Source organism: Paenibacillus sp. SSG-1, from assembly GCF_002224835.1.
GTDB lineage: Bacteria > Bacillota > Bacilli > Paenibacillales > Paenibacillaceae > Paenibacillus_AQ > Paenibacillus_AQ favisporus.
Window position 1 is genome coordinate 5,005,197 of record NZ_MBRK01000001.1, and the last position, 23,719, is coordinate 5,028,915.

16 protein-coding genes, 1 tRNA gene and 1 riboswitch are annotated in these 23,719 nt (G+C 57.8%); of the genes, 2 read left to right on the forward strand and 15 right to left on the reverse strand.

Annotated features, from left to right (window positions below):
• Positions 1 to 134 precede the first annotated feature (134 nt).
• Positions 135 to 2,474 carry a glycoside hydrolase family 95 protein gene (locus BCV73_RS23080; RefSeq protein WP_089548671.1) on the reverse strand — a complete coding sequence of 780 codons (2,340 nt, stop codon included), beginning with the start codon at positions 2,472 to 2,474 and terminating at the stop codon, positions 135 to 137.
• Positions 2,475 to 2,674: 200 nt separating this feature from the next.
• Between BCV73_RS23080 and BCV73_RS23085 the strand changes: the two genes are divergently transcribed.
• Positions 2,675 to 3,541: a helix-turn-helix domain-containing protein gene (locus BCV73_RS23085; protein WP_089548672.1), complete on the forward strand. Its 867-nt coding sequence runs from the start codon at positions 2,675 to 2,677 to the stop codon at positions 3,539 to 3,541.
• Between the two features lie 87 nt (positions 3,542 to 3,628).
• On the opposite strand, the gene BCV73_RS23090 is transcribed toward BCV73_RS23085, so the two are convergent.
• From BCV73_RS23090 to BCV73_RS23140, 11 genes are all read right to left on the reverse strand, one after another.
• Complete coding sequence (locus tag BCV73_RS23090; protein WP_089548673.1) at positions 3,629 to 4,456, reverse strand: aldo/keto reductase; 828 nt, start codon at positions 4,454 to 4,456, stop codon at positions 3,629 to 3,631.
• A gap of 96 nt (positions 4,457 to 4,552) precedes the next feature.
• Positions 4,553 to 7,156 (reverse strand): carbohydrate-binding protein, encoded by a 2,604-nt coding sequence (locus tag BCV73_RS23095; protein ID WP_089550370.1) that lies wholly within the window; start codon positions 7,154 to 7,156, stop codon positions 4,553 to 4,555.
• A 31-nt stretch (positions 7,157 to 7,187) separates the two neighbouring features.
• Positions 7,188 to 9,248, reverse strand: coding sequence for an alpha-galactosidase (locus BCV73_RS23100; protein ID WP_089548674.1), 2,061 nt, complete (start codon positions 9,246 to 9,248; stop codon positions 7,188 to 7,190).
• Between the two features lie 795 nt (positions 9,249 to 10,043).
• Positions 10,044 to 10,715, reverse strand: a complete 672-nt coding sequence (locus tag BCV73_RS23105) for a ThuA domain-containing protein (protein WP_089548675.1) — start codon at positions 10,713 to 10,715, stop codon at positions 10,044 to 10,046.
• A 51-nt stretch (positions 10,716 to 10,766) separates the two neighbouring features.
• Complete coding sequence (locus BCV73_RS23110) at positions 10,767 to 11,468, reverse strand: SDR family oxidoreductase (RefSeq protein ID WP_089548676.1); 702 nt, start codon at positions 11,466 to 11,468, stop codon at positions 10,767 to 10,769.
• 28 nt (positions 11,469 to 11,496) lie between these two features.
• On the reverse strand, positions 11,497 to 11,949 hold the full coding sequence (locus BCV73_RS23115; protein ID WP_076175540.1) for a VOC family protein: 453 nt from the start codon (positions 11,947 to 11,949) through the stop codon (positions 11,497 to 11,499).
• 131 nt (positions 11,950 to 12,080) lie between these two features.
• The gene (locus BCV73_RS23120; protein WP_089548677.1) at positions 12,081 to 13,118 is read right to left on the reverse strand and encodes a LacI family DNA-binding transcriptional regulator; all 1,038 of its coding nucleotides are present in this window, start codon (positions 13,116 to 13,118) and stop codon (positions 12,081 to 12,083) included.
• Positions 13,119 to 13,472: 354 nt separating this feature from the next.
• Complete coding sequence (gene atzF, locus BCV73_RS23125; protein ID WP_089548678.1) at positions 13,473 to 15,206, reverse strand: allophanate hydrolase; 1,734 nt, start codon at positions 15,204 to 15,206, stop codon at positions 13,473 to 13,475.
• Positions 15,203 to 18,835 (reverse strand): urea carboxylase, encoded by a 3,633-nt coding sequence (gene uca, locus BCV73_RS23130; protein WP_089548679.1) that lies wholly within the window; start codon positions 18,833 to 18,835, stop codon positions 15,203 to 15,205. Before uca ends, atzF begins: the two co-directional genes overlap by 4 nt.
• Positions 18,828 to 19,496 carry an urea amidolyase associated protein UAAP2 gene (locus tag BCV73_RS23135; RefSeq protein ID WP_089548680.1) on the reverse strand — a complete coding sequence of 223 codons (669 nt, stop codon included), beginning with the start codon at positions 19,494 to 19,496 and terminating at the stop codon, positions 18,828 to 18,830. Before BCV73_RS23135 ends, uca begins: the two co-directional genes overlap by 8 nt.
• Before the next feature lie 2 nt (positions 19,497 to 19,498).
• Positions 19,499 to 20,221 (reverse strand): urea amidolyase associated protein UAAP1, encoded by a 723-nt coding sequence (locus BCV73_RS23140; RefSeq protein ID WP_089548681.1) that lies wholly within the window; start codon positions 20,219 to 20,221, stop codon positions 19,499 to 19,501.
• 120 nt (positions 20,222 to 20,341) lie between these two features.
• Positions 20,342 to 20,450: riboswitch (guanidine-I (ykkC/yxkD leader) on the reverse strand.
• A 260-nt stretch (positions 20,451 to 20,710) separates the two neighbouring features.
• On the opposite strand from BCV73_RS23140, the gene BCV73_RS23145 reads away from it, so the two are divergent.
• A complete protein-coding gene (locus tag BCV73_RS23145; protein WP_089548682.1) occupies positions 20,711 to 22,042 on the forward strand; it encodes an APC family permease in 1,332 nt (443 codons plus the stop codon).
• A gap of 131 nt (positions 22,043 to 22,173) precedes the next feature.
• On the opposite strand, the gene BCV73_RS23150 is transcribed toward BCV73_RS23145, so the two are convergent.
• The 3 genes from BCV73_RS23150 to BCV73_RS23160 form a co-directional block, all read right to left on the reverse strand.
• A complete protein-coding gene (locus tag BCV73_RS23150; protein WP_076175521.1) occupies positions 22,174 to 22,782 on the reverse strand; it encodes a YdcF family protein in 609 nt (202 codons plus the stop codon).
• A gap of 154 nt (positions 22,783 to 22,936) precedes the next feature.
• Positions 22,937 to 23,010: transfer RNA gene (locus BCV73_RS23155), tRNA-Pro, on the reverse strand.
• Positions 23,011 to 23,259: 249 nt separating this feature from the next.
• The gene (locus BCV73_RS23160) at positions 23,260 to 23,634 is read right to left on the reverse strand and encodes a MerR family transcriptional regulator (RefSeq protein ID WP_089548683.1); all 375 of its coding nucleotides are present in this window, start codon (positions 23,632 to 23,634) and stop codon (positions 23,260 to 23,262) included.
• Positions 23,635 to 23,719 lie beyond the last annotated feature (85 nt).

The window sequence follows — 23,719 nt, forward strand, 5'->3', positions numbered from 1 at the left end:
TTTTGCGGTTAGAATGCAGCATCACCGGGACTGAGGAGGCCGTAAATCATGATTTGTTGATACAGAAAAGGCAACCGCAGCCCGAACGGCTGCAATTGCCTTTATGCCTAAAGTTCACCGAAGCTCGGCGCGGCTCAGCTTGTTCGTCCGGCAGCCGTATTCGCGGCGAGCGCTCCGTCCAGCGTATGCACCTCGCCGGCGGTTAAATTCAGCGTCACGCTCCGATCCCCGCAATATACCTGAACGGTTCCACCCGACAAGGCCTGTATCCGGGCGTGGACAAGCTTGCCATGCTTCCATGTCAAGTCCACTTCCATGTTTCCTTTGGCCCGAAGCCCACGAACTTCCCCGTCCGGCCAGCTGTCCGGCAGCGCCGGCAGCAGATGAATTTCCCCAGCATGGCTCTGCAGCAGCATCTCCGCGATCGCAGCCGTCCCGCCGAAGTTGCCGTCGATTACGAAAATATTCGTCTCCGCCCCGGCGATCCCCGACTTGGAATAGGTCAGCATGTTGTCCAGGCACAGCTCGCCGATCAAATGGGCGATATGATGCTCAGCCCGGTCCGCGTCGTGCAGTCTGGCGAAGAACAGACCGAATAAGGCGGCGGTAAATTCCACGTCCTCAAGGTCGATGCGCTCCATGCGGTTTTGCAGTGTTACCCGCGCCGCCTCCGCCAATGCCGGCGTATGATGCGGCGTGATCTGGCTGCCGGGATACAGGGCAAACAGATGAGCCAAATGGCGGTGCTCCGGCTGCGCTTCGCCGTAGTCCTTCAGCCACTCCTGCAGCTGGCCGCGCCGGCCGACCTGCAATGGAGGCAGCAGTGAGATGGCGTGCTCCCACTTCCGCTGCAGCTCGCCGTCCACGTCCAGTTTTCGGGCTGCATTCAGGCAGAACGTGAAGAGATCCCGCACCAATACCTGGTCCATCGTCGGACCCATGGAGAGCTGCTGCGCTCCTTCCTCCGGAGACCCGGGATAGAAGCTGTTCTCCGGCGAGTTGGAAGGCCCGGTCACCAGCCAGCCGAATTCCGGATGCACGGTCATGTAGTCCAGGAAAAAGGCTGCGGCTGCTTTGAGCACCGGGTACGCCTCTTCAGCCAGGAACTTGTCGTCTATGCCGTATTCGTAGTGCTCCATCATATGAGTCGCGAGCCAGAGGCCGCCCGTCACGTTCAGGCCCCACGACGTCTCCCATCCGGGCGAACAGAAGCCCCAGACGTTCGAGAACACATGGGCCACCCATCCTTCTGCACCGTAATAATGCCGCGCGGCCGACCGTCCGGCCTGAGCCAGCTCCCGGACGTAGCGCATCAACGGCTCGTGGGAATCGCCAAGATTGGCAATTTCCGCCGGAAAATAGTTCATCTGCGTGTTAATGTCCAGATGATAGTCGCAGCTCCAGCCCATCCGGCACGCTTCACCGTCATTCCAGATGCCCTGCAGGTGCAGCGGCAGCGGTGAGTCTTGGCGTGATCCGGCAATCATCAGATAGCGGCCGTACTGGAAGAAGAGCGCGAACAGCGCCGGATCATCCGTCTGGCCCGCCCGGAATCGGCGCATCCGCTCATCGGTCGGCAGGCTTGCCGCCGCTGACGTGCCGAGATCCAGCCGCACCCGCTCCAGCAGCGGCCGGTAATCGGCGGCATGGTCCGCCTTGAGCCGGTCATAGCCTTTGCCAAGCGCCTGCTCCAGCTGGCCGAAGCCCGCTTCCCTCCATGCATCGTCCTGCTGGCGATAATCCGTGTGCACGACGGTGTACACCCACACTTCTTCCGCCTGCTCCACCCGGATCGTTCCGGACGAGGCCAGCACGCTGCCGCCGCGGGCCTGGACACGTACCGCTCCGCTGCAGGACACCCCGCATGTTCCGTCGCTGTGCACGGTTTCGACCGCTTTGCCAGCGAAGGCCAGCATGTCCGGCTCTCGGGCTTCGCTGCTGAACTCTTCCGTGCGGCCCTCGAGCCGGAGCGTGAACGTTAGCCCCGCCGGGTCCTCGGTCCACAGCCGGGACGCCATCAGATCGTCCGCATGGGAAATGAACGTCTCCCGTTCAAACCGGTATCCGTTCATTGTACCGGCGGAGCGTGCCTCCGCCTGCAGCAAATCCAGCTCCCTGAGCATTTCCGCTCCCCTTTCCGAGGCTGCCGCAGGCCACTCCAGGATGATGTCGCACAGGCTCAAATTCGTGCCGAAGTTGCGCTTCGGCGGCTGCAAATGCTCCTTCGCCAGCTTGTCGCCAGCGGCATAATCGCCCGCAAAAAAGCGCTCACGCATCCGTTCCAAATCCTGCTTCGTATTGGAGCGGCCGTGGCAGAGCTCCGCTTGTCCCGACCAATATGTGACCTCGGTCAGGCTCCAAACTTCCTTGTGCGGAGCCGATATAATCACGCCGCCCATTCTGCCGTTCCCAAGCGGCAGCCCCTGTGCCCAGCCTGCCGCAGGGCCTTCGTACCAGAGCTTCAAGTCATTCATCCGATATCCTCCACCAAAAATTTATTTGCGAATTCATCCGCTTTTCTTATTGAATTCTATTCCGGTACCGTTGATTTTATCGTATCATTTTGATGTATAATCCGTCTTTGTTAACGCATCCATTGATTTATCAATTCATCCGCCATTCTATCGTTTGGAATCAGCAAACATACACCTTCTAAATGCGGGGGAGACATGATATGAACAAAAGCTTATCCGAGATAACTCCATTCGTAGGCGACTCCATGAGTTATCTGTACGACGGCAGCAGCAACGAGCATCTGCGCGCAGGCAGCGTGTATGCCCTTCACTTGTTTAATGAAGGCCCTGGAGAAATGGAGGTCGAAGGGGTCAAATATCCGATCGAGCGGGGAACGCTCATTTTTTTGCGTCCGGGCCAGCCGCATGCTTTTCACATCCGCCCGTCCCATCCGCTGCCTTCGTATAATCTGTATTTCGATTTATGGGATGACGCCAACCCGCTCTCTCCGAGCCGGTCTTTCATCCATGCGCCCGATCCTTTCGTCTTTGAACGATTGTCTATCGAACTGGCTTGCGATGAACTGGACCGCCTTCCGAGCGTCTTCTCCCTGCGCGCCCATCCCCATTTGTATGATGGAATCGCCATGATCGCCAGGATGTACAGCGAATCCAAGTTTTACCGCAGCGAAACGGTGAACAGCTTTCTGTACGGCTGGATGCTGTCCTGGCACAACGCCGTGAACGTGCAGCACCCGAGCGATTACCGCATCGTCCGCCTGCTGGAGTATTTGAACAGCCGTCCGGAGCATGGACAGTCGGTTGAAGCCTGGTCCCGGTTCTGCGGTCTGAAACGCACTTATTTCCATGAACTGTTTCTGCGCGAAACGGGGATGACCCCGAAGGCCTACCATCATCAGCTCGTGATGAAGCGGGCGGCCCATATGCTCGTCGAAACCGACCTGAGTATTACGGCGATTGCGGAAAAGCTGGGATACCCGTCCATCCACCCGTTTTCCCGGCACTTCAGCAGCTTTCACGGCACGACTCCCAGCCAGTACCGGCTGAATCCGCTGCACCGGATATGAGTCCGGGGAAGGAATAAAAAATCGCGCATCCGCTGGTCAGCCGGAATACGCGATTGGGTTGGTCATACTTGCTCTGATAGATGCTGCTCAGAAATTAAAATTGTCCGGGTCCCCGCCGGTCCGTTGGTTCCGGTTCAACCCGTCGATCTGCTGCATTTCGTCCGCCGTCAATTCGAAGTCGAACACATCGGCATTTTCGATGATCCGGTGCTCCTTGACCGATTTCGGAATCGTCACGATCTCGTGCTGAAGATCCCAGCGGATGATGACCTGCGCGGTGGATTTACCGTATTTGGCGCCGATGCCTGCCAGCACTTCATTGTCCAGCAGCTGGCCCGCAGCCAGCGGCGACCAGGCTTCGATCTGAATGCCCTGCGATTTGCAGTAGCTGCGCAGTTCCGTTTGGGAGAGCAGCGGATGCAGTTCCACCTGATTGACGGCCGGTTTCACCTCGGCATCCTGCATCAGATCTTCCAAATGATGAACGTGGAAGTTGGATACGCCGATCGTACGGACCCTGCCGTCCTTTTGCAGCTTTTCCAGCGCACGCCATGTATCCTTGTATTTGCCTTTGACCGGCCAGTGAATCAAGTACAGATCCACATAGTCCAGGCCTAGCTTGCTTATACTTTGTTCAAACGCCTTCAGGGTAGAGTCATAACCTTGATCCGAATTCCAAACTTTGGTGGTAATGAACAGCTCCTCACGCGGAACGCCGGATTCCCGGACCGCCTTGCCGACACCTTCTTCGTTACCGTACAGCGCAGCCGTGTCAATACTGCGGTAGCCGTGCGCAATGGCCGCTTTCACCGCGCTAACGACCTCATTGCCTTCCTGTGCCTTGTAGACGCCCAGCCCGAGCCATGGCATGGCATATCCGCTGGACAAGGTTGTGGTGGACTGCAGATTGTTCATGAGTAAGACGCCTCCTTCGAATCAGGTAAATGTCGTGGATGACTGAAAACCACCCATCCTGTCCCAAGATAAACCAGCCTATGGGCAAAGTCAAATTCAAGGACTAATTTGGTACAGCTTGGATTCGGCGCTTTTCAGCGTAACGTCCAGCGTTGCACCTGCCGTTACCTTTTCCCCGGTCCACAAATCGGTCACTTGAACGGAAGCCCCATCTTGGACAGGAATGCCGGCACGCTTCAGGTCGATCTGGCGCTGCTCCGGATTTTGCGTGTAATTGAATACGGCCAAGTAATACGTGCCTTGGTCTTCAAGCACAAACAGGTCCGCTGCTTTCGTTCCGGTATTTCCTTCCACCGGCTTAAAGGCTTTGCCCTTCACCGCCAGCGCGTTCACTTCCGGGTTGGTGAGCAGGCTCTCCATGTACTGGCGCGCCGCCGGGTCGTTCACATCGTCGGAGTTCAGGAAGACCGTACCCGAAATGGCCGCCGCATTGACACGGGTCTGCGCTCCTTCATACGAGCCGCCCTTCACCAGCGTCATATAGTCCGGGTCGGTGTAATGATAAATCGTCCCGTTCTGCCACCAGCCGTAAGTCAAGTTGTTCAGCTGGTATTCCGTGCTGCCCAGGCTTCCGTCCACGTCGCAGGAAATGCGGCGGCTGTGCGCATATTGGCTCGGGAACAGCGGAGCGATTGATTCGCTGATGAACATCGTACCGCCGATAGCCTGATCGAGGTACGCCATTCCCTGATTGTACGCCTGAATGCCGGTTTGCACGTTCGAATCATAATGCCGGCCTTCCAAAGAGCCATGGGACAGGAAGTCTACCTTAATATACTCAAAACCTTCCTTTTTGAAACGGTTCATATAGTAGTCGATCCGGGCTTTCACCGCCGGATGGGTCGGGTCCACGGCATAAGCGCCGTCCAGCTTCGGCAGAACGTTGCCGGATGCATCCCTCAGCACGATATCCCCGTATTTGTACTTGCCGTCGGTCCCTTCAACTACCTGGTCCATGTTGTCCCCCCAATAAACGAACGGGGAGTAGTAGATGCCTGCCTTCTGGCCGTTGCCGTGAATCAGCTTCACGAGATCGGTCAGCTGCTGGTCGGTCATGTTGTCCCAATACGAATCGAGGTTAATATACACGTTCCCGTTGTTCTCGAAAGAGTTGTTCTGCAGATGCTCCTTCACATAATTGGAGACGGCTGCCGCGTTGTCGTAGCTGAGATGATCGGCATAAGCGCCCCAGCTGTTCCAGCCGACCGGTACGCCTTCAGGGATGTTTTGGCCAAAAGCAAGCGGCGGCGCAATCGCGGCATTCACCTGGCCGTAACCCTCCATGCCTTTGCGGTAGTCGTCGTACAAACCGATGAACACCTTCGGCGAAGTCACGCTCTTTCCGGACACGCTTCCGTGCGGCAGGCTGTCATGCGTGGAAGCCTGGGAAGTAAAGCCCCCGTACACGCGCAGCTCGTTCAGCTTATTGTCTGTGCCGCTCCAGTGGATTCCCGTTTTCCATGTGTCATGCGTAACGGAACCGACCACCAGACCTTTTCGGCTTGTATTGTCATAAATGGCTGTTAGTTCGGAACTGACATAGTTATCCGTATTTAACCTCGTATTGATACTTTTCGCCTGATACCGGGACCAGCTGTCGTTATCAAAAGGCGTCACGAGCACCCGGTTGTCGCCGTAGCTGCCGATATCGATTCCGCCCCGGGCCTCCACAGCCAGCGGCGTAATTTGGTTCGTCGTCAGCCCGGCGGCTTGGGAAGCCGTCACTTCCGCCAACACATACGGTCCATTGTTATAAATGTAAAAGACCTGGCTCAGATCCGGCAGTCCTTTTTGCTCGCTGCGGACCGTAACCTTGATGCCTTCGCCCGTGGCGTCACGGAAGGGAGTCACACCGTCCTTGGCTTTAAACGTATGCTTGCCGTAATCCTTGCTCGACACGGTTTTGTCGAGCTGGATTTCGCTATAGGCACCCTTGATCACTGGCTTATGGTTCCAGTTGTACTGGGACAGGCCGGTTGAAGTGTTGTACAGCAGTTCATACGACGGATTGGCCACACTAAATCCGCGCTGATACTCAGTCAGCGTAATGGGGCCGTACTTCGTGACATAGAGCTGTTTGCCCAGTTCGCCAATGCTGCCGTCATGGTCCGGCACGCCGTCGCCGGCCGATGCCAGCCGCAGCTCAATCAGGTCGATATCCGGCGAGTATCCGCCGCCGTCGTCGAAGAGGATTGTATTGCTGCCCTGCTTCAAGTCGATCTGGATATCGTAGGTGCCGACCGTATTCCAGTCCGCCGTTTTGGGAAAGTTGAAATTTTCCCCTTCCGCCCCGTTGACCGAAATGACGGCGGCGCGGGGGTCGCCGGAAATGTAGTGCACCGTCATCGTATAGACGCCGGCCTGGTCCGCGGTGACGCCGTTAAACTGCAGGGTGGAGCCGCCGTACAGGTTGCCGGCTTTTTTGCCGCCCGAGCAGGTTCCGCAGTCCGCAGGACCCGCATTACCCGTAAACGTGTTGGCGCCAGCTTCCGCCTCGTACGAAGCTGCTGCTGCATTGGCTCCCGTTCCGGCAGCCGTTTCAGAAGTTGCGGCCCAGGAAGCCCCGGGCCAGGACAGGGCCAGCAGCCCCGCCCATACCATCAGCAATATTTTCGGGATAAACCGGGTTCGTGTACTCATCGGCAATCCTCAATCCTCCTTGAAATTTGAATTAGGGTTGGATGCATAACTTCAAAATGGTGGACTCCGCCGGTTCAAGGCTTAAGCGGACTTCCCCGCTGACCTCGCTCTCGGTCCCTTCCCACAGGTCGGTTACGCGGTAAGCTGCGAGCGGGTCGAGTCCCAAGCGGTCCAGAGGGACTGTCTTGTCCGCCGCCTGTTTGCCGTCGAAGTTGAACACAGCCAGGTAGACCGTCCCCTCCTCGTCCGGATCAGCCAGCATAAAGACGTCCGCCGCACGGCCGCCCTGGGCGCTTTCCACCGGAACGAACGTTGTGCCCTTACGTGCAAGCTCCATGATGCTGCCGTTCCGCAGCCAAGCCTTGGCGCGGGAGGCTGCTTCTTCTTGTCTGAAATCGTCTCCGAGCAGCAGCACCGTCCCCGCGATCACGGATGCCGTCAGCCGGCTCCTCCCTTCATGACGGGTGGTGGCCTCCTGGTTAAAGCTCTTGTACAGCACGGAGTGGTCGGGGTCGTTGAACCGGTACAGCGTATTGTTCATCCACCAGCCGTAAGTAAGCGAATTGAGCAGGTACTCGGTATCCCCGATCATGCCGAACACGTCGCAGGAAATTCTCCGGCTGTGTGCAAAGGCATACGGGAACAGCGGCGCGATCGACAGGTTGATGAAGATCGGCTTTCCGGCGGCTTCCGGAGACAGCTTTTTCGCCAAATAAGACAGCCCATAATGATAGGCAGCAATACCTGTCGTGATTTCAGGGCGGTAATGCTGCCCCTCCAGCGCACCGTGCGCCATAAAATCGAGCTTGATGTACTCGAAGCCCTCCCGGATGATTTTGTCCGTAAACCAATCGATGCGCTTCAGCGCCCCCGGATGGGTCGGATCGATCGCCAGGCCGCCGGCGATGTCCGGCAGGATTTCGCCTTCAGCGTCCCGCAGCAAAATGTCGCTGTACGTGAACTCGCCATCCGTTCCCTCCACGGGCTTGTCGAATTGGGACGGACTGCCCCAGAAGGCAAACGGCGTCCAGTACGTCCCCGGCTTATGGCCGTTTTGCCGCACCCGGTTCAGCGCATCCTCCATCTCTTCATCCGTCAGACGGTCCCAGAACGCGTCGAAGTTGATGTACAGCGTGTCGTTATTTTGAAAACCATCCGCCTGGACTTCGCGCTTCAAAAAATCACTCGTCGATGTGTACAGATCGTAATCCAGCGTACTCATGGCGGCAGACCAGCTGTTCCAGCCAACGGGGACCCCGCCTTCCCATGGAAGCGCCGGCGACAGGGCAGCATTAGCCCGTCCGTAAGCCTCCAGGCCGCGGCGGTAATCGTCGTACCCGCCGACGAATACGACCGGCGACGCCACGCGCGTCCCATGGACGTAACCGTGCGGCTGAAAATCCCGGGTCATTTCCCCGGCAGCGCCGGCGTACAGCTCCAGCTCATCCAGTGTTCCCGGGTGTTCGCCCTGGATTTTGATGCCGGTTTTCCAGACGTCATGACTCAGTGAACCGGCAACGATCCCTTGCCGGCTGTGCGGCCGGAACAAGGCCGTAACCTCGTAGCTCTCGGTGCGCAGCGGCGCCGTCTGTGTCTCATAGCGCACCCACTTGTCGTTGTCGTAGGGAACGCGGAGCACCGTAAGCTCGTCTTCCTTGTCCGCGGCCGGCCCAAAAGACAGCTGTCCGGACCGGAGCACCGTCATCCGGTTCAGCCGGATGCGCGTCTTATGGACGGCCACCAGCTGCGTCAGGTAAAACGGCGCACCTTCATAAATCCAGAAATGCTGCTCCAGCGTCGGGAGCATGTCGGATTCATGCACCAGCGTTAAATGAACGCCGGTTCCGAAGGCATCCTCGATGCTCTCCAGCTCTCCACTCATGCTGTGGCGGTCGTAGCTGCCCGTATGGTATTCACGCCCGTTCCACCGGATGGCGCTGCGGATTTCTTTCCAGTCCCACAGCGTGCCGCCGGCAGCGCTGTAATGGCCCTGTTCCAGGTCGATCTCCAGCGTCATCCGATCCGTGGATACGCGGATCAGGGAGCCGGTTTGCCGGACCTGGACCGCGTCCGTTTGGCTGTTAGTGATCATTCGCCTCATTTTCCTCCTGTCTCTGCAAGTCTCTGGCTGCACGGGCAAAAGTCAGTAATGCTTGGCATCCGCTTCCGCCCAAGCCGTATGATTTCATTATAGAAAGCGCTTTATCGGCTTGCTATAGAGCGATCTACCGATTGATAGCGGGAATTAACGCTTCTGGATGATGGGAGGGCTGTTAAAATGCGGCATGGTGGTGGCCGATATTGAACGTTGTGCTGCGATGGACGCTCCGTGTACGAAACATTCCTTCGATCGCTGTTGCCCCCGAATTTTCGCGGATTAGATAGAAGGATAAAATTCGGGGACAAAGGCGACCGCTCCGCTTCTCCGGAATTGTTTCGTCCCCTCCGCTGCGTTGTGCTGGGAGGGCATACGGTGCGGGGCTAAACGATCGAAATACCTGGATCCGATATCAAAAACACCAACAGACATAGCAGCTATTAACCATGCTCCTATAGCGCATTGCATCGCTCGCAAACCTCGCCATACCAATCGATTGTCAAGCAAAAAAGGCAGACGCATCCGTCTGCCTTTCCTGAATTCATTCCATCTGCTTATCCATCTTGCTTTACCTCATCATCTTTGTCAGATTCCTCTTGCATGTGAATCCTCAACCACTCAGGTATCCATGCCTCTTCCGGCCTTGATCCCTGACAATACTGGCCCAAACTTACGCCTTATTCCCTGCCTCTTCTGCATTTCACACCCCAGTGTCCGGCAGCATGACAATCCCTATAAACCTTTATCCGTGCAAGCTCCAAGCCTGCTCCTCATAAGCGACTTCCTTACTTACGCATCCACCGGCTCGAGCTCCAGGCTCCATGCAATCACCCGCTGCATCAGCCTGATGAACCCTTCGTTCAGCAATCCCTCAGGCAGATGTGCTGGCGTCACGCAGGCCACTCGTCCCTCGCCGTAAGGATGCAGCCAGCCGGCAATGGATTCGCCGTCCCGCGAAGAGGACCGCAGGAACACCTCGGTCTCCTGCTCGGAGCAGGCGACAAAGTAGTGTTCGTCCTTAAACCGGAACGTACCGCCAAGCTCACCCAGGGCCGATCCGCCGACCGGTGTATAGGTCACCTCACTGTGCTCCTTCGGATGGGATAAAAAATATCCCCGCAGCATGTTCACATACGCGCCGTCCTCGGGATACGACGCCAGCCCGGAATGCCATGCGAGCCAGGCACCGCCGTCACTTACGTAAGCTTCGATCTGCCGGCCGATGTCCTCGGTCATCCAGGCTGCCTCCGGGTCGCTTTGCGGCTCCAGGCGGTTCTCTGCAAATAAAATAACGAGGTCCGGCTTCTGCCCAAGCTGCCCAGCGGCGAGATCGGAAACTTCCTTGTACAGCAGCCCAATTTGTCCATTCGCCAGGAAGGACTCTAAAACTTGTTCAAGAGACTTTTTCGCCGGCTCGGCTTCATGATAAAAGTCACCGACAACCGCCCAAATCGTTTTCATGTGGCATCCTCCTTATTGTCGAATGCAATACGGTGGTCCAAATAGCGACCATTAAAAGGGCATCGCTTCCCCGCGATGATTCACCATCCAGGCATTCGGGTCAGGAATGACGGTTCGTTCCACGATGCGCAGCAAGCCCTGCGCGGTATCCGCCGGGTCGCCCGGCGCTTGGTCGCCGCCCATTGGAGTCCGGATCCAGCCGGGGTGCACCGCATAAACCGCAAAATTCTGAGGAGTCAGCTCCTTGCGGAGCTGGGCGGTAAAGTAGTTCAGCCCGCTTTTGGATATCGCGTAAGGATAATCCCCGCCGTAGGCCCCGGTAAAGCTTCCGGCCTCCGAGCTGATGTTGAGGATGCACGGCTGGGCGCTCCTGCACAGCAGCGGAAGGAAATGCTTCACGGCCTTCATCGGTCCGTACAGGTTCGCCAGCATGGACCGTTCCATATCGGCAAAATCCAGCTCCTCCAGCTTATGCTCGCGGCCGATCAGCACGCCTGCGTTGTTAATCAAGGCATCGAGCACATCCGTATGCTCCAGCACGGCCGATTTAGCGTTTTTCACGCTCTCTTCGTCAGTGACATCCATTGCGATCAGCGTGAGCCGGTCCGGATGGACTGCACGCAGCGCACGAAGCGGCTCGGTATGCCGCTCCATATCCCGCACGCCTGCAAACACGGTATGCCCAAGCGCAAGCGCCGCTTTGACCGTTTCAAAGCCAAGCCCCCGGGCCGATCCCGTAATCAAAATATTCATAGCTTCAGCACCTCACCTGGTTATCGGATTAATCGTTTTCCAGCAGCTCAATCAGAACTTTCAGTTCATTGCTGCTGTCGATGTATGCGTAGCGCCCGCCAGTGTATTCGCCTTTTTGAATCAGCGGCATGTGACGGCCTTCCAGTACGGCGATCTTGTCCTTCATTCCTTGAATCCCAAATGCGATATGATGCACGCCTTCACCATGCTCATCCAAAAATTCGCGCCAGGTCGACGGATGCTCATCCGGCTCGATCAGCTCGATCTGCAGCTGCCCGCAGTCAAAAAAGGCCAGCTTCGCACGCGCCTCCGAAGGCTGCCCGTTAAACTCCGTCTGGGCGACATCCACGGTGTCGGTCCAGGACCATTTCGGCCGCTCCACCCCCAGAAAATCCGCATAGCTCTGCGAAACGGTATCGATGTCTTTCACGACAATCCCGATTTGTGTAACCAGCTTAGTTCCTAATGCGCCTGCCGTCATATAAAAATCCTCCTTAACAGTACTGAATTGGAAAAGCATTTTTCACTTCGAACCCTAAGCAGCCAATAGATTCCCTCTTCTGTTCCCGCCAAACACTTAATCCGACGCACATTTCATCCTTACTGTTTAAATCACACTTTCCGGCACGAGTCCCGGATGACCAGCTCCGCGGTCCCTACGTATTTTTTGAACATCTGTGTCTCGTCCTCAACGGTCTCGATGACCTGCAGCGTCAGCATGTCGATCATTTCGGAAAAGTTCACGCGTATGGTGGTTAGCGCCGGCTGTATGCGGGAGCTTAAGAGATGATCGTCAAACCCCATCAGGGAGATGTCATCGGGTACCCGCAATCCAGCCTCGTTCAAGGCCCGAAGCGCCCCGAATGCCACGCTGTCGTTGCAGGCGAAGATGGCTGTCGGCAGGTCTGAGATGCTTTGAAGCCAGCGCGCGGTCGACTGGTATCCGCTTCGTTCGGAGAAATCCGATGGCAGGACCCAGTCCGGGTTCACCTTCAGACCGTTAGCCGCCATTGCATCCTGAAAAGCCTCCATTCTCTCGGGACCGGAGCAGCGAAGCGGATCCCCTGCAATAAACGCAATGTTCCGGTGACCCAGGCCTACCAGGTAATCGACTCCCTGCTTCATGCCCAGCTTGTTGTCAAAATTGCAGATCACCCGATTCGGTTCCATCCGCCCCTCCAGATGCTGGTCCACGATTCCCGCCACAAATCCTTTGGCAATGAGCTCCTCGATAAACGGCTCATGATTCGCCGCGCCGATAAATATGCCGCCGTCAATCCGCCGCTGATAAAACGTATCCTTCACCTTGCGGACAGTCTCCGTATCCCCTGTGCTCCGGATAATGTGGGTCAGGACGTAGTAGCCGCGGCTGGACGCGCTCTCGATCACATCGCCGATCAGCGCGTGGGTCAGCGTGTCGTGAATCGCCTCCGGCGAAATCAGGAACAGACCAATGGTAAGCGTTTTCATTCCGGTCATGATGCGTGCCGAGAAATTAGGAGAATAGCCGTACCTCTCGATAACCTGCATGACCTTCTCCCGCGTAGCCTGCGGCACGTTTGGGTACTTATTGATCACCCGGCTGACGGTGCTTCGCGAGACACCTGCGATTCTGGCGATTTCGATGCTGTTGATGTCGTTCTTCCTCATCCTGCACACTCCAAATTCATTAACACGTGTTCACAAAAGGCGGCGCAGCTGCAGTATCCGTGAGCTCCGCTTCACCATGCCCTGTATGTACGATCGCGAATCCGGCATTCGCCATTCAAAAAAATAACACCTTTAGGCATAAACACGTGTTTATGAGTTCAATCTATCCCCTCTTCCACATGTTGTCAATACATTTCCGAGGAGGCGGAGGGCCATGCTTTAATCGTGCTCGCTATTTGGGCCGTATGGGAAAAAGAGTTGAAGTATGCTCGTAACAATCTCTCAGTTTTTGTTGCCATAAAAAAAGGCCAGAACCGGTCGAGACCGGACTGGCTGGCTTTCGATCATAAAAAATTATACTTCGGCCATCGCGTTTCTCCAGCCACCGGACACGGTGATGTCCAGCGCCCCTTCTGCGGCGTACGCCTCGCAGACAAAACCCGGGACGCTCCGCCCGTCCGCTAGCTCCACCCGACCGATCCCGAGCGGCGCGGGAATCGAGGCTGTGAACCTGCCGAAAGACGCCACCGGCATATCCCACAGCTCCACCGCGATCGGCGCCCCGCCTAGAGGCGTCCGTACCAGCCCAGGCTTCGGCGGATCGGTCGCCAGTTTGTACAGCCGGTACACCGGGGCGGTTTGCGCCTCTTCCGCAAATACCGCGCCGAGACCCGTCATCTGCGGCTCCAGCGGCATGCCGCGCATATGCAGCCCGCAGACGGCGACGCGGATGGTGTCCTGCACCCGAAGGAGGAAGCGCGCGGCTTCAGTCAGGTTCGCTTCTTCTTCAGGAAGCGCAAACAGCGTCACGCCGAAGGGGAGCTCCGGCCCCGCCTGCCCGGCCGGAATCGCCAGCGCGCTGAGATCCAGCAGGTTACAGTGGTTCGTATAGAGGCCCATCTTGCTGTTCGTTCCGATAGGGTCGGCTCCGACCTGCTCCCTCGTCCACGTGCCGCCGCAGGTCGGCAGCACCAGAACAGCTTGCCGCAGCCAGGTACGGACAGCCCTGCGAATCTCAGCCAAACGATGCTGGGCGCGGAAGAGGGCTGCCGCCGTATGCTCGGCCTGGGCCCCCGAGCGCAGAATCGTTTCCGTCACCGGAAACGTCGACCCGGGATGCGCCTCGATGAAGCCGGCGAGCGCGCTCCAGCGCTCGGCCACGAGCGGCCCCTCGTACAGCAGGGCCGCCGCTTCCTGCAGCAGGGACACATCCACCTGCTGCACGCGGACCCCGGACCGGGCGATCGTCTCCTTCGCCCGCTCCCAGGCCGCCTCGTATTCGGCCGCGAACGGGCCGAAAAACTCGGGGCGGCCCTGCGGGAGCAGCCACGTCTTCGGCTGCTCGCCGCGGTGCAGCGGACGGTCCGCGGAGTACGGATCGTCCGCGCACCACCCGCGTGCGGCCGCATCCACGGCGACCGCGTCGTCCACGTGACGGGCGAACACCGTCACGCAGTCGATGCTGCGGCAGGCGGGAACGACGCCCGCCGCAGGCCAGGCGCCGACGGCCGGCTTGTAGCCGACCAGGCCGTTCAGCGCCGCGGGCACCCGGCCCGAGCCGGCCGTGTCGGTGCCGAGGGCGAACGCAGCCTGCCCGCGGGCGACGCTGACGGCCGAACCGGAGCTCGAGCCGCCGCTGATCAACTCCGGACGGAGCGCATTATGCGTCTCGCCGTAGGGGCTGCGTGTGCCGACAAGGCCTGTGGCGAACTGGTCCAGGTTCGTCTTGCCCACCGGAATCGCACCGGCTTGGATGAGCCGCTCCACCACCGGCGCGTGCCGTTCCGGCACATACGCATAGTCGGGGCAAGCCGCGGTGACCGGCCAGCCGGCCACGTCGATGTTGTCCTTCACCGCAAACGGGATGCCCCATAACGGACAGACCGCCGGATCCAGCCCCTTCAGTCCTTCCAGGTAAGGGGCGATCCGCTCCATCTCCGGCGGCAGGATCCAAATATTCATCCCGCTATCCCGTTCCGCACGCCCGATAATGGCCGCGATCACCTCTTGCGGCGTAAAGCTGCCGCTCCGGTAACCCTGCTGGAGGGCATGGATACTCAGTTCGAAAGGAACCGCCTGGATGCTCATGACGCCGCCTCCTTTTCCAACGGAAAGATCGCTGCTATGCAGTCGCCTGCCCGCACCTGATCGCCGGACGCCACAAAGACGGAGGCAATGATGCCATCGAACGGGGCAGGCTGGGAAAACTCCATTTTCATACTTTCTTCTATTATAATGGTCTCGCCCTTGCGGACCTCCTGACCCGGCTCTACGAGCACCTTCCAGACGCTGCCCGACATCGAGCTGTTCACGCCGAGGCTTCCTTCCGGGAGCGCCCCCTGCTCTTGGGTCGCGGCTGCCTCCGGTTCGGATACATGCTCCGCGATGCCAAGCTCCTTCCAGTACGCCCGCTCCTGCTGAAACGCTGCCTGCCGGGACGTCCGGAACACCGCTGATTCCTCCTGGATCGTGCCCAGCCAGGCCAGGTACTCGCCGAGATTAAACGTCGTTTCTTCGACGTCGACGGTAAACTCCCCGCGCGGGAAGTCCTCTCGCATTCGCAACAGTTCCTCCTCCGACACCGGATAGAAGCGGATCTGGTCAAAAAAGCGCAGCAGCCACGGCTTCCCCTGCTCAAAGTTCGCCGTCCGGCGGAATTTGTTCCACATCTGTACCGTTCGCCCCACGAACTGGTAGCCCCCTGGGCCTTCCATGCCGTATACGCACAAGTAGGCTCCGCCAATGCCGACGGCATTCTCCGGCGTCCAGGTGCGGGCCGGATTGTATTTGGTCGTCACCAGCCGATGGCGGGGGTCCAGCGGAACCGCAACCGGCGCTCCCAGGTATACATCCCCGAGCCCCATGACCAGATAGGCGGCGTTAAAAACGATTTCCGCCACCTCCTCGATCGAGCCCAGCCCGTTCATGCGGCGGATAAACTCCAGGTTGCTCGGGCACCAAGGCGCATCCGGACGCACGTTTTGCTGATAGCGCTCGATCGCCAGCCTTGTGGCCGGATCGTCCCATGATAAAGGCAGCTTGACGATCCTGGAAGGGACCTCGATGGAATCAAGCGGCGGCAGCGTCCGGTCGATCTCCATCACTTTCGCCGCCGCCTCCTTTACAGACATGCGGGAGGCATCGATATGAATTTGCAGGGAACGGATGCCCGGCGTCATTTCGATATACGGGATGCTTCCGCTGTCCGTGACCGCCTGCATCAGGACATACACCTGAAAGCGGTACAACAGGTCGAGTTCGCGTTCTCCGTATTCCACCAAAATATTTTCGTCCCCGGAGCAGCGCACCGCCATCGGAAAGCGCCGCCCTTCTTCCTCGTATGCGAGCAGCGGCATGTAGTCGCCGCGGGATGTATGTGGAAGCTCAGGCAGCTTCGGCACAGACGCTCCGCCGGAGAGCTCACGCAGAAATACCTCCTGGGCTGCTCTCAGCTCTTCGGCTTCCTCTACAGTAATCAGCCGGAAACGGACCTGATCGCCCGGACGAAGCTGCCCGATTTTCCAGAGCTCCGCTGTCGCGGTCGTGACCGGGCAGACAAACCCGCCGAGGCTCGGCCCGTCCGGTCCGAGCAGAATCGGCATGTCGCCCGTCAGATCCAGGGCGCCGACGGCATAGGCATTGTCATGGATGTTCGACGGATGCAGCCCGGCGTCGCCTCCATCCTCACGGGCCCACAGCGGCGCAGGGCCGATCAGGCGAACGCCGGTGCGCGAGCTGTTGAAATGCACCTCCCACACCGTGGAGGTCAGCTGGTCCAAATACGCCGGAAGCAGGTATTCGGCGGTACAATGCGGGCCGGGAATGACCCCGAGGGTCCATTCCCGCGTCAGCGCCGGCTGCGATGCCGGTGCGAGAAAGCTTAGAGGCTCGGACTGGCGGTCCGGCGAGTCGCTGCGGACCCGGAGCACCGCCCCCGGACGCAGCGCACTGCCGGTATGGCCGCCGAAGCCGCCGAGCGTAAACGTCGAGGCGCTGCCCAGCGTCAGCGGCATATCCAGGCCGCCGGCGACGAGCAGGTAAGCGCGTATCCCGACGGCGGCTTCGCCCAGGGTCAGCACCGAGCCGGCGGACGCCGTCACCGGGGTATACGCCGGCACCGGTTCGCCGTCCAGCTCCGCCCGCATATCGGCCCCGGTCAGGCAGAACCGCATGGCGCCGCGGAAGCGGTAGCTTCCTCCGCGCAGCGTCATTTCCAGACCCGGCGCTTCCTCCGGATTGCCGAGCAGCCGGTTGCCGATGGCAAAAGCCAGTCGGTCCATCGGCCCTGATGGAGGTACGCCGATATCCCAGTACCCCGTTCGGCCGGGAAGGTCCTGTACGGTGGTTTGAACGCCGCCGTCCAGCACCTCGATCGCCAGCTCGACCGGCTCAAAACCGGCCAGCATGTTCGTATAGACCCGCCCTTCGCGGAACGCTTCGGTATCCAGAAAAGCTTCGATATAAGACTGGTTTGTCGTCACACCGTACACGCGCAGCGCCTGCAGCGCCTCGATCATCCGGGAGACGGCTTCCTGCCGCGTCTTGGCGTGGACGATGATTTTGGCCAGCATCGGGTCATAGAGCGTAGTCACTTCGAGGCCCGGCTGAATCCACGTCTCGATCCTTGTGCGTTCCGGCCAGACCACCGCGTCGATCCGGCCGTCCGCCGGACGGAAAGCATTGACGCAGTCCTCCGCGTACACACGCACCTGCAGGCTGTGCCCCTCCGGTTCACGCACCCGCTGCGCGAGTCCCGGCAAATCGCCGGCCGCCTCCCGGACCATCCATTCCACAAGGTCGATGCCGAGCACCTCCTCCGTGACGCCGTGCTCCACCTGCAGCCGGGTGTTCACCTCCAGGAAGTAGTACTTCTCCTCCTGCGGATCGTACAGAAACTCGACCGTGCCGGCGCTGCGGTAACCTGCGGCTGCAGCAAGACGCCTGGCGCTTTCGTGCATTTCCCGGCGCACCGGTTCCGCCAGCAGCGGTGCCGGCGTCTCTTCGATGATCTTCTGGTTCCGGCGCTGCACGGAACAGTCGCGCTCGCCCAGAGCGACCGCTTCGCCGTCGCTGTTGCCGAAGATCTGCACCTCGACGTGGCGCGCCCGCGCAATATACTTCTCCAGAAAAACGCCCCCGTCATTGAAATTCGCCGCCGCCAGCCGGGTCACGGATTCGAATGCATCCCGCAGCGCTGCTTCGTCGCCGCAAATACGCATCCCGATGCCTCCGCCGCCGGCCGTGCTCTTGAGCATGACGGGGTAGCCGATCGTTTCAGCCTGCCCGGCGGCTTCGTCCACCGACGAAATCAGCCCTGTTCCCGGCAGCAGCGGCACCCCCGCTTGCTCAGCCATCGAGCGCGCGGTATGCTTCAGGCCGAACAGCTCGATATGCCCGGGGGACGGCCCGATGAACGTGATGCCGTGCTCGGCGCATGCTCTGGCGAACCCGGCGTTTTCGCTTAAGAAGCCGTATCCGGGATGCACCGCGTCCGCCCCGCTTTCCAGAGCCGTACGCAGGATCAGCTCGGCATTCACGTAGCTCTCCTTCGCCGGTCCATCCCCAATGAGCACCGCTTCATCTGCCTGCTCCACGTGCAGGCTGTCCCGGTCCGCTTTTGTGTACACGGCCACCGACGCAATGCCCATCGCGCGCAGCGTCCGGATAATCCGTACCGCGATCGTTCCGCGGTTGGCAATCAGCACCTTTTTAAACATTGCCTTCGCCTCCTTCCGCATTCCAGACCAGCACCTGCGCCGGCGTCGGGTTATAGGCATTGCAAGGATTGTTCAGCTGCGGGCAGTTGCTGATCAGGACGGTGACCGGCGCCAGCGCCGTCAGCTCGACGTAACGTCCCGGTCCGGATACACCGTCCGCAAAGGTGAGCTCCCCTTCCGGCGTCACCGGCACATTCATGAAAAAATTGACGTTCGGGGCCAAATCCCGCTTCGTAAATTCATCCCGGCCCGCCAGCATCAGCATGAAGGTATCCCGGCAGTTATGCATCGGGAGCGTGTCGTGGGAATACCGCACCGTATTGCTCTGGGCCGAGCAGGCACCGCCAAGCGTGTCATGCCGGCCGCAGGTGTCGGCCGTAATCTGCAGCAGCTTCCGCCCCGATTCGGCTACGAGCACCGAGCCTGTGGTCAGATAAATGTTATTTTGACGGGTAATCGTACGGACCGCACTGTAATGATCGCCCGGATCTTCCTTGGAATAAAACAGGGTGTCCACCGCCTGATTGCCCTCCACATCGACGATGCGCAGCACCTGCCCGGGGAACAGGTCATAAATCCAGCCCTCTCCTGCAGCTATGATGTGGTTGTACACGGCATCCGCCGCGTTTCGTTCGCTTGCCACTGCTTGAAATGTGCTCATTTTCAATTCGCCCCTTTCATAAGTGCATAGGCATTCCATGTATTTTCAAAAGCTCGCCGGTTCTCACCGCAGTGGTTCACGCACAGATCGTCTTCCGTCATTGGCGCGGCATCCGTTATACGGATCTCCACCGCTGCCCCCGGATACACCGCCGAGGGGTTGAGTGGATGCGGCGTGTTCGAAACGACCAGCAGCACATCCATTTCCGTCCGGAGGGTGACGGAGCGCCCATCGGTTGGCTGGGGAACATACCTCATCGTCCCGTCCAGCTCGCACACCACTTTCGAGAAGAAATTCACCGGCGCGCTCAAATCCCGCGGCGTCAGGTTATGGCGGTACAGCTCCACCGTCAGGTTTTCCTCGCCGCTTCGCAGCCAGGCGTTGCGCACCTGCTGGTACGAAGTCGGACCATACTTGCCGTCTGTTCCCTTACGGGTCGTGTACCCGCCCAGGGGATCATGCCAGCCGGCAGTATCTTCAATGATGGATGCAAGGACACGGCCCTGATCGCTCATCAGCACGTGACCGGCTGTATAAAAAGCGGTATGCTGCGCCTTGAGCGAATCCGGCATGTTGTACCTCTCCGACGGATACGCCGCATGATACAGCAGCGCAGACACATTCGCTGAATCGCCCGCGGCCGTCAAGGTGACCGACTTACCTTTGCCAATATAGGCGGACCATTTACCGCCGGGACCCATCGTTATCGAAAAGCTTGCTGTCATTTTCATTCCTCCTATGGAGCAGGCCTGCTGCTGGCCGGACGTAAACCGCCAGTGAGCCCCAAGCCCGCCAATTAAAAATAAAAAAAGCCCGGGAGAAACATCAAAGCGTGCTTTGATAGATTCTCCCGGGCTTTTTTCCCGCCGTGTACACCAGGCTGCCCCGGTGCGCCTTCTCTCGGACCAGCCAGCCGATGACTTTCATCGACCCGGAACCCTAGAAGACATTTCGTATGCGGTTGTTTATGTTATGAATACTAACACGGTTTCTTGGCGGCATGCAATAAAAACTTACAAAAAAAATTTATAAATGCGAATATTTAGCTGTAAAAGGCGGTTTAATGTGAGGTTATAGACCATGATAAAACATATGTTTGCATGTAAACTCAGAAAAAAGACTTGATTTTTCGGAAATAGCCTGCAAAAATGTGAGATGTCATGACATATCGAATCGCCGTCAGTTGCTTTATCCCTTTGGAGGAGGAATGTCATATGTCAAATAACATAACATTAAAAAGAGATTTATCCTTGTCCCATGTCGTGACCATGGGCCTGGCCTGGATGTCGCCCATGATCTTTTTCACCAGCTTCGGCGTGCTTCACGAGGGCTCGGGAGGCATGCTCCTGGCCGCTTACATGATGGCGTTTGTAGCCATCGTCTTCACGGCGGCAAGCTACGGGCAAATGGCGAAGGCTTTTCCCGTCTCGGGTTCGGCGTACACCTACGTGACCGAAGCGATGAACCCCTTTCTCGGCTTTGTGGTGGGCTGGGCCGTCCTGCTCGACTATTTATTTTCGTGCATTATCGCCGTGCTTATGTTCGGGATTAATTTGAACGCGCAGTTCCCGTCCGTACCTCCGGCGGTCTGGATCATCCTCCTGACGGCTGTCGTCATGGCGATCAATATCATTGGCATCAAAACATCGGCCAATGTCAGCAAAATCTTCGTCCTGATGCAAATTTTGTTTATCGCCGGCTTCTGTGCGCTCCTGGTATACAAAGCGCTGCAAGGCGGGATTACCGCAGGACTCGACCCGTTTGCCGCAGGAAAAGGCGTCTCGTTCTCTTCCATTCTGGCCGGAGCCTCGCTGGTCTGCTTCTCCTTCCTCGGATTCGACTCCATTACGACGATGGCCGAAGAAACGAAAGACCCGAAGAAGACGATCCCCCGCGCCATTATGGTCATTGTCGTCCTGGCCGGGCTGATGTATTTTGCCACCGCTTATTTGATCCAGCAAATGTACCCTTCCTTTTCGTTTGCGAGCGCCGACTCCGCCGGCTTTGAGCTGATGCAGTCCATCGGAGGCAGCGTGCTGGCCTCGGTGTTTACGTTCGTCATCATTTTCTCCATTCTGTCCCAGGGCATGTCCTCCATGACGACCGTCACCCGGCTGCTGTTCGTCATGGGTAGAACCTCTCTCCTGCCCAAAACATTCGCTTCCATCCATCCCAAGTTCCGTACGCCCGTGTTCAATATCGTGCTGGCCAGCGTTATTTCCTTGTCCGCCCTGTTCATCAGCCTCGAAACGGCGATCAAATTTGTGAATTTCGGCGCGCTGACGGCGTTCCTGTTCGTCAACCTGTCCGTGATTTTCCACTACATCGTCCGCGAAAAGGGGCGCACTCCCAAAGACCTCATATTCCGTCTTTTGTGCCCGCTACTCGGTGCCGGCTTCGTGCTGTACCTCGTCACCCTTCTGGACGTTTCCTCGCTGCTGCTTGGCGGCGGCTGGCTCGTATTCGGACTGCTGTTCTATGCGCTGCGGCGGGCCAAACCGGCGGTACATGAAGCACCGGGTGCGGAAATGGAGAGCGCAGTTTAAGGGAAAACGACTGCTCGCAATCCTGCCGTTCACGCAAGAGCAGCGGATATTTCGAAAAAAAAAGAAAAAGGACACGGCCCGCCTGAACCGCTTAGGCGCTGCTGTTGTCCTTTTTTAAATAAAGCATAGAACTATCCCAAATCCAACATATCGTCCGCAATGATTCCGTTTTGCACATACCGGACCAGCTTGCCGGCTTCATTCGAAGCCCGGTTGAACCCTTCCGGCGTCAACCACCAGTTGTCCTCCCGGGTCGACGCATCCTCTGCGGCACACATCGAGTATTCGATCCAGGAAGGCATGTACGTCTTTAAGGTCAAGTACGCCCGCCGCATATGGTATGCGGAAGTAACGATCAGAATCCGGCGGATACCGTGCAGCGGAATGGCCCGGTCCAGGACAAGCAGCGAGGCGAGCACGTTCTCCTTCGTATGCCGCGACTCCTGCTCCACCAGAATTTGTCCGGCAGGGACCCCCAGTTCCACCGCCCTTTCTTTCATCATCAGCGCCTCGGGCAGCGGCTGCCCTTTCCAGATCGTACCTCCCGAAAAAAGAATCATCGGTGCCCGGCCATCCTTGTATAATTGAACCGCTGCGGGAACGCGGTACTTTGCGCCCTTGTTGCTCCCGAACACGAAAATGCAGTCGCCTGGCCGACCGTCGTCGGAAATTCCCTTGTACAGCAGTGCGGTAATTTGCTCGTGCGATAATTGGCCGGGATTGCATTCTGAAATCATCATCTCCGGCACCCCCGTTTTCCTATGGATTTCTTAGCAAATCTTGCAATAAATGATAGAACCACTTCAATTGTATGAAACAACAACTGAAATGGTTCTGAATTTCACCGTATATGATGACGATGCCCAGGCATCGCCGCTCTGGCAAAGGGAAATATCGGAGTAGCGGGATTCGAACCCACGGCCTCACCCACCCCAAGGGTGCGCGCTACCAGACTGCGCCATACCCCGATATATGAACCGCATAAGACGGTAAATCAACCGCCTAACAACACGGCTTCAAACGTTCAATGTGCTTAGTCCATGGAAATGGTTGCGTTTTCCATCACCGTATTTAACGTTATTATAGCGTATTGGAGCGCACACCCGCAATACTATAGGTACGCAGCTTTGCGGATAAATTTTTGATCTCAGCAACGGACAGAGGTGATCTTCGCTTCATCTCCGTAACCACAATTGTTCATCATGATCCGTCCTTTGTCAGTTCTCCGAGGCTTCAAGATGTTTGAATAGATCGATTTTATGATCGATCTTCTTCAGCGTCTTCTCCAGTTCCTTCATTTGGTCGATGATTTTCCCTCGATAAGACTCCATGAATTCCCTTCGGACGCTTGTGGTAGAGTTTTCACGCTGATGCAAAGCTAGGAACTCCTGCATTTCCCGAATGGGCATATCCAATGCCCGAAAATACTTAATAATTTCAAACCATGCAATATCGGACTCCGAATACCGGCGATACCCGTTTTCATCCCGTTCGATCCCGTCAATTAACCCGATTTGTTCATAATATCGCAACGTGGGAATGCTTAATCCGGTCTTTTCAGATACTTGTTTACTCGAAAATTTGTTTTCCATCTTTTTATTATAGCAGCTTGGAACGGTATTGCTATCAAGTGCACTTTATACTGTAACGTTCCATGTAAAGCTATGATTTCATTAG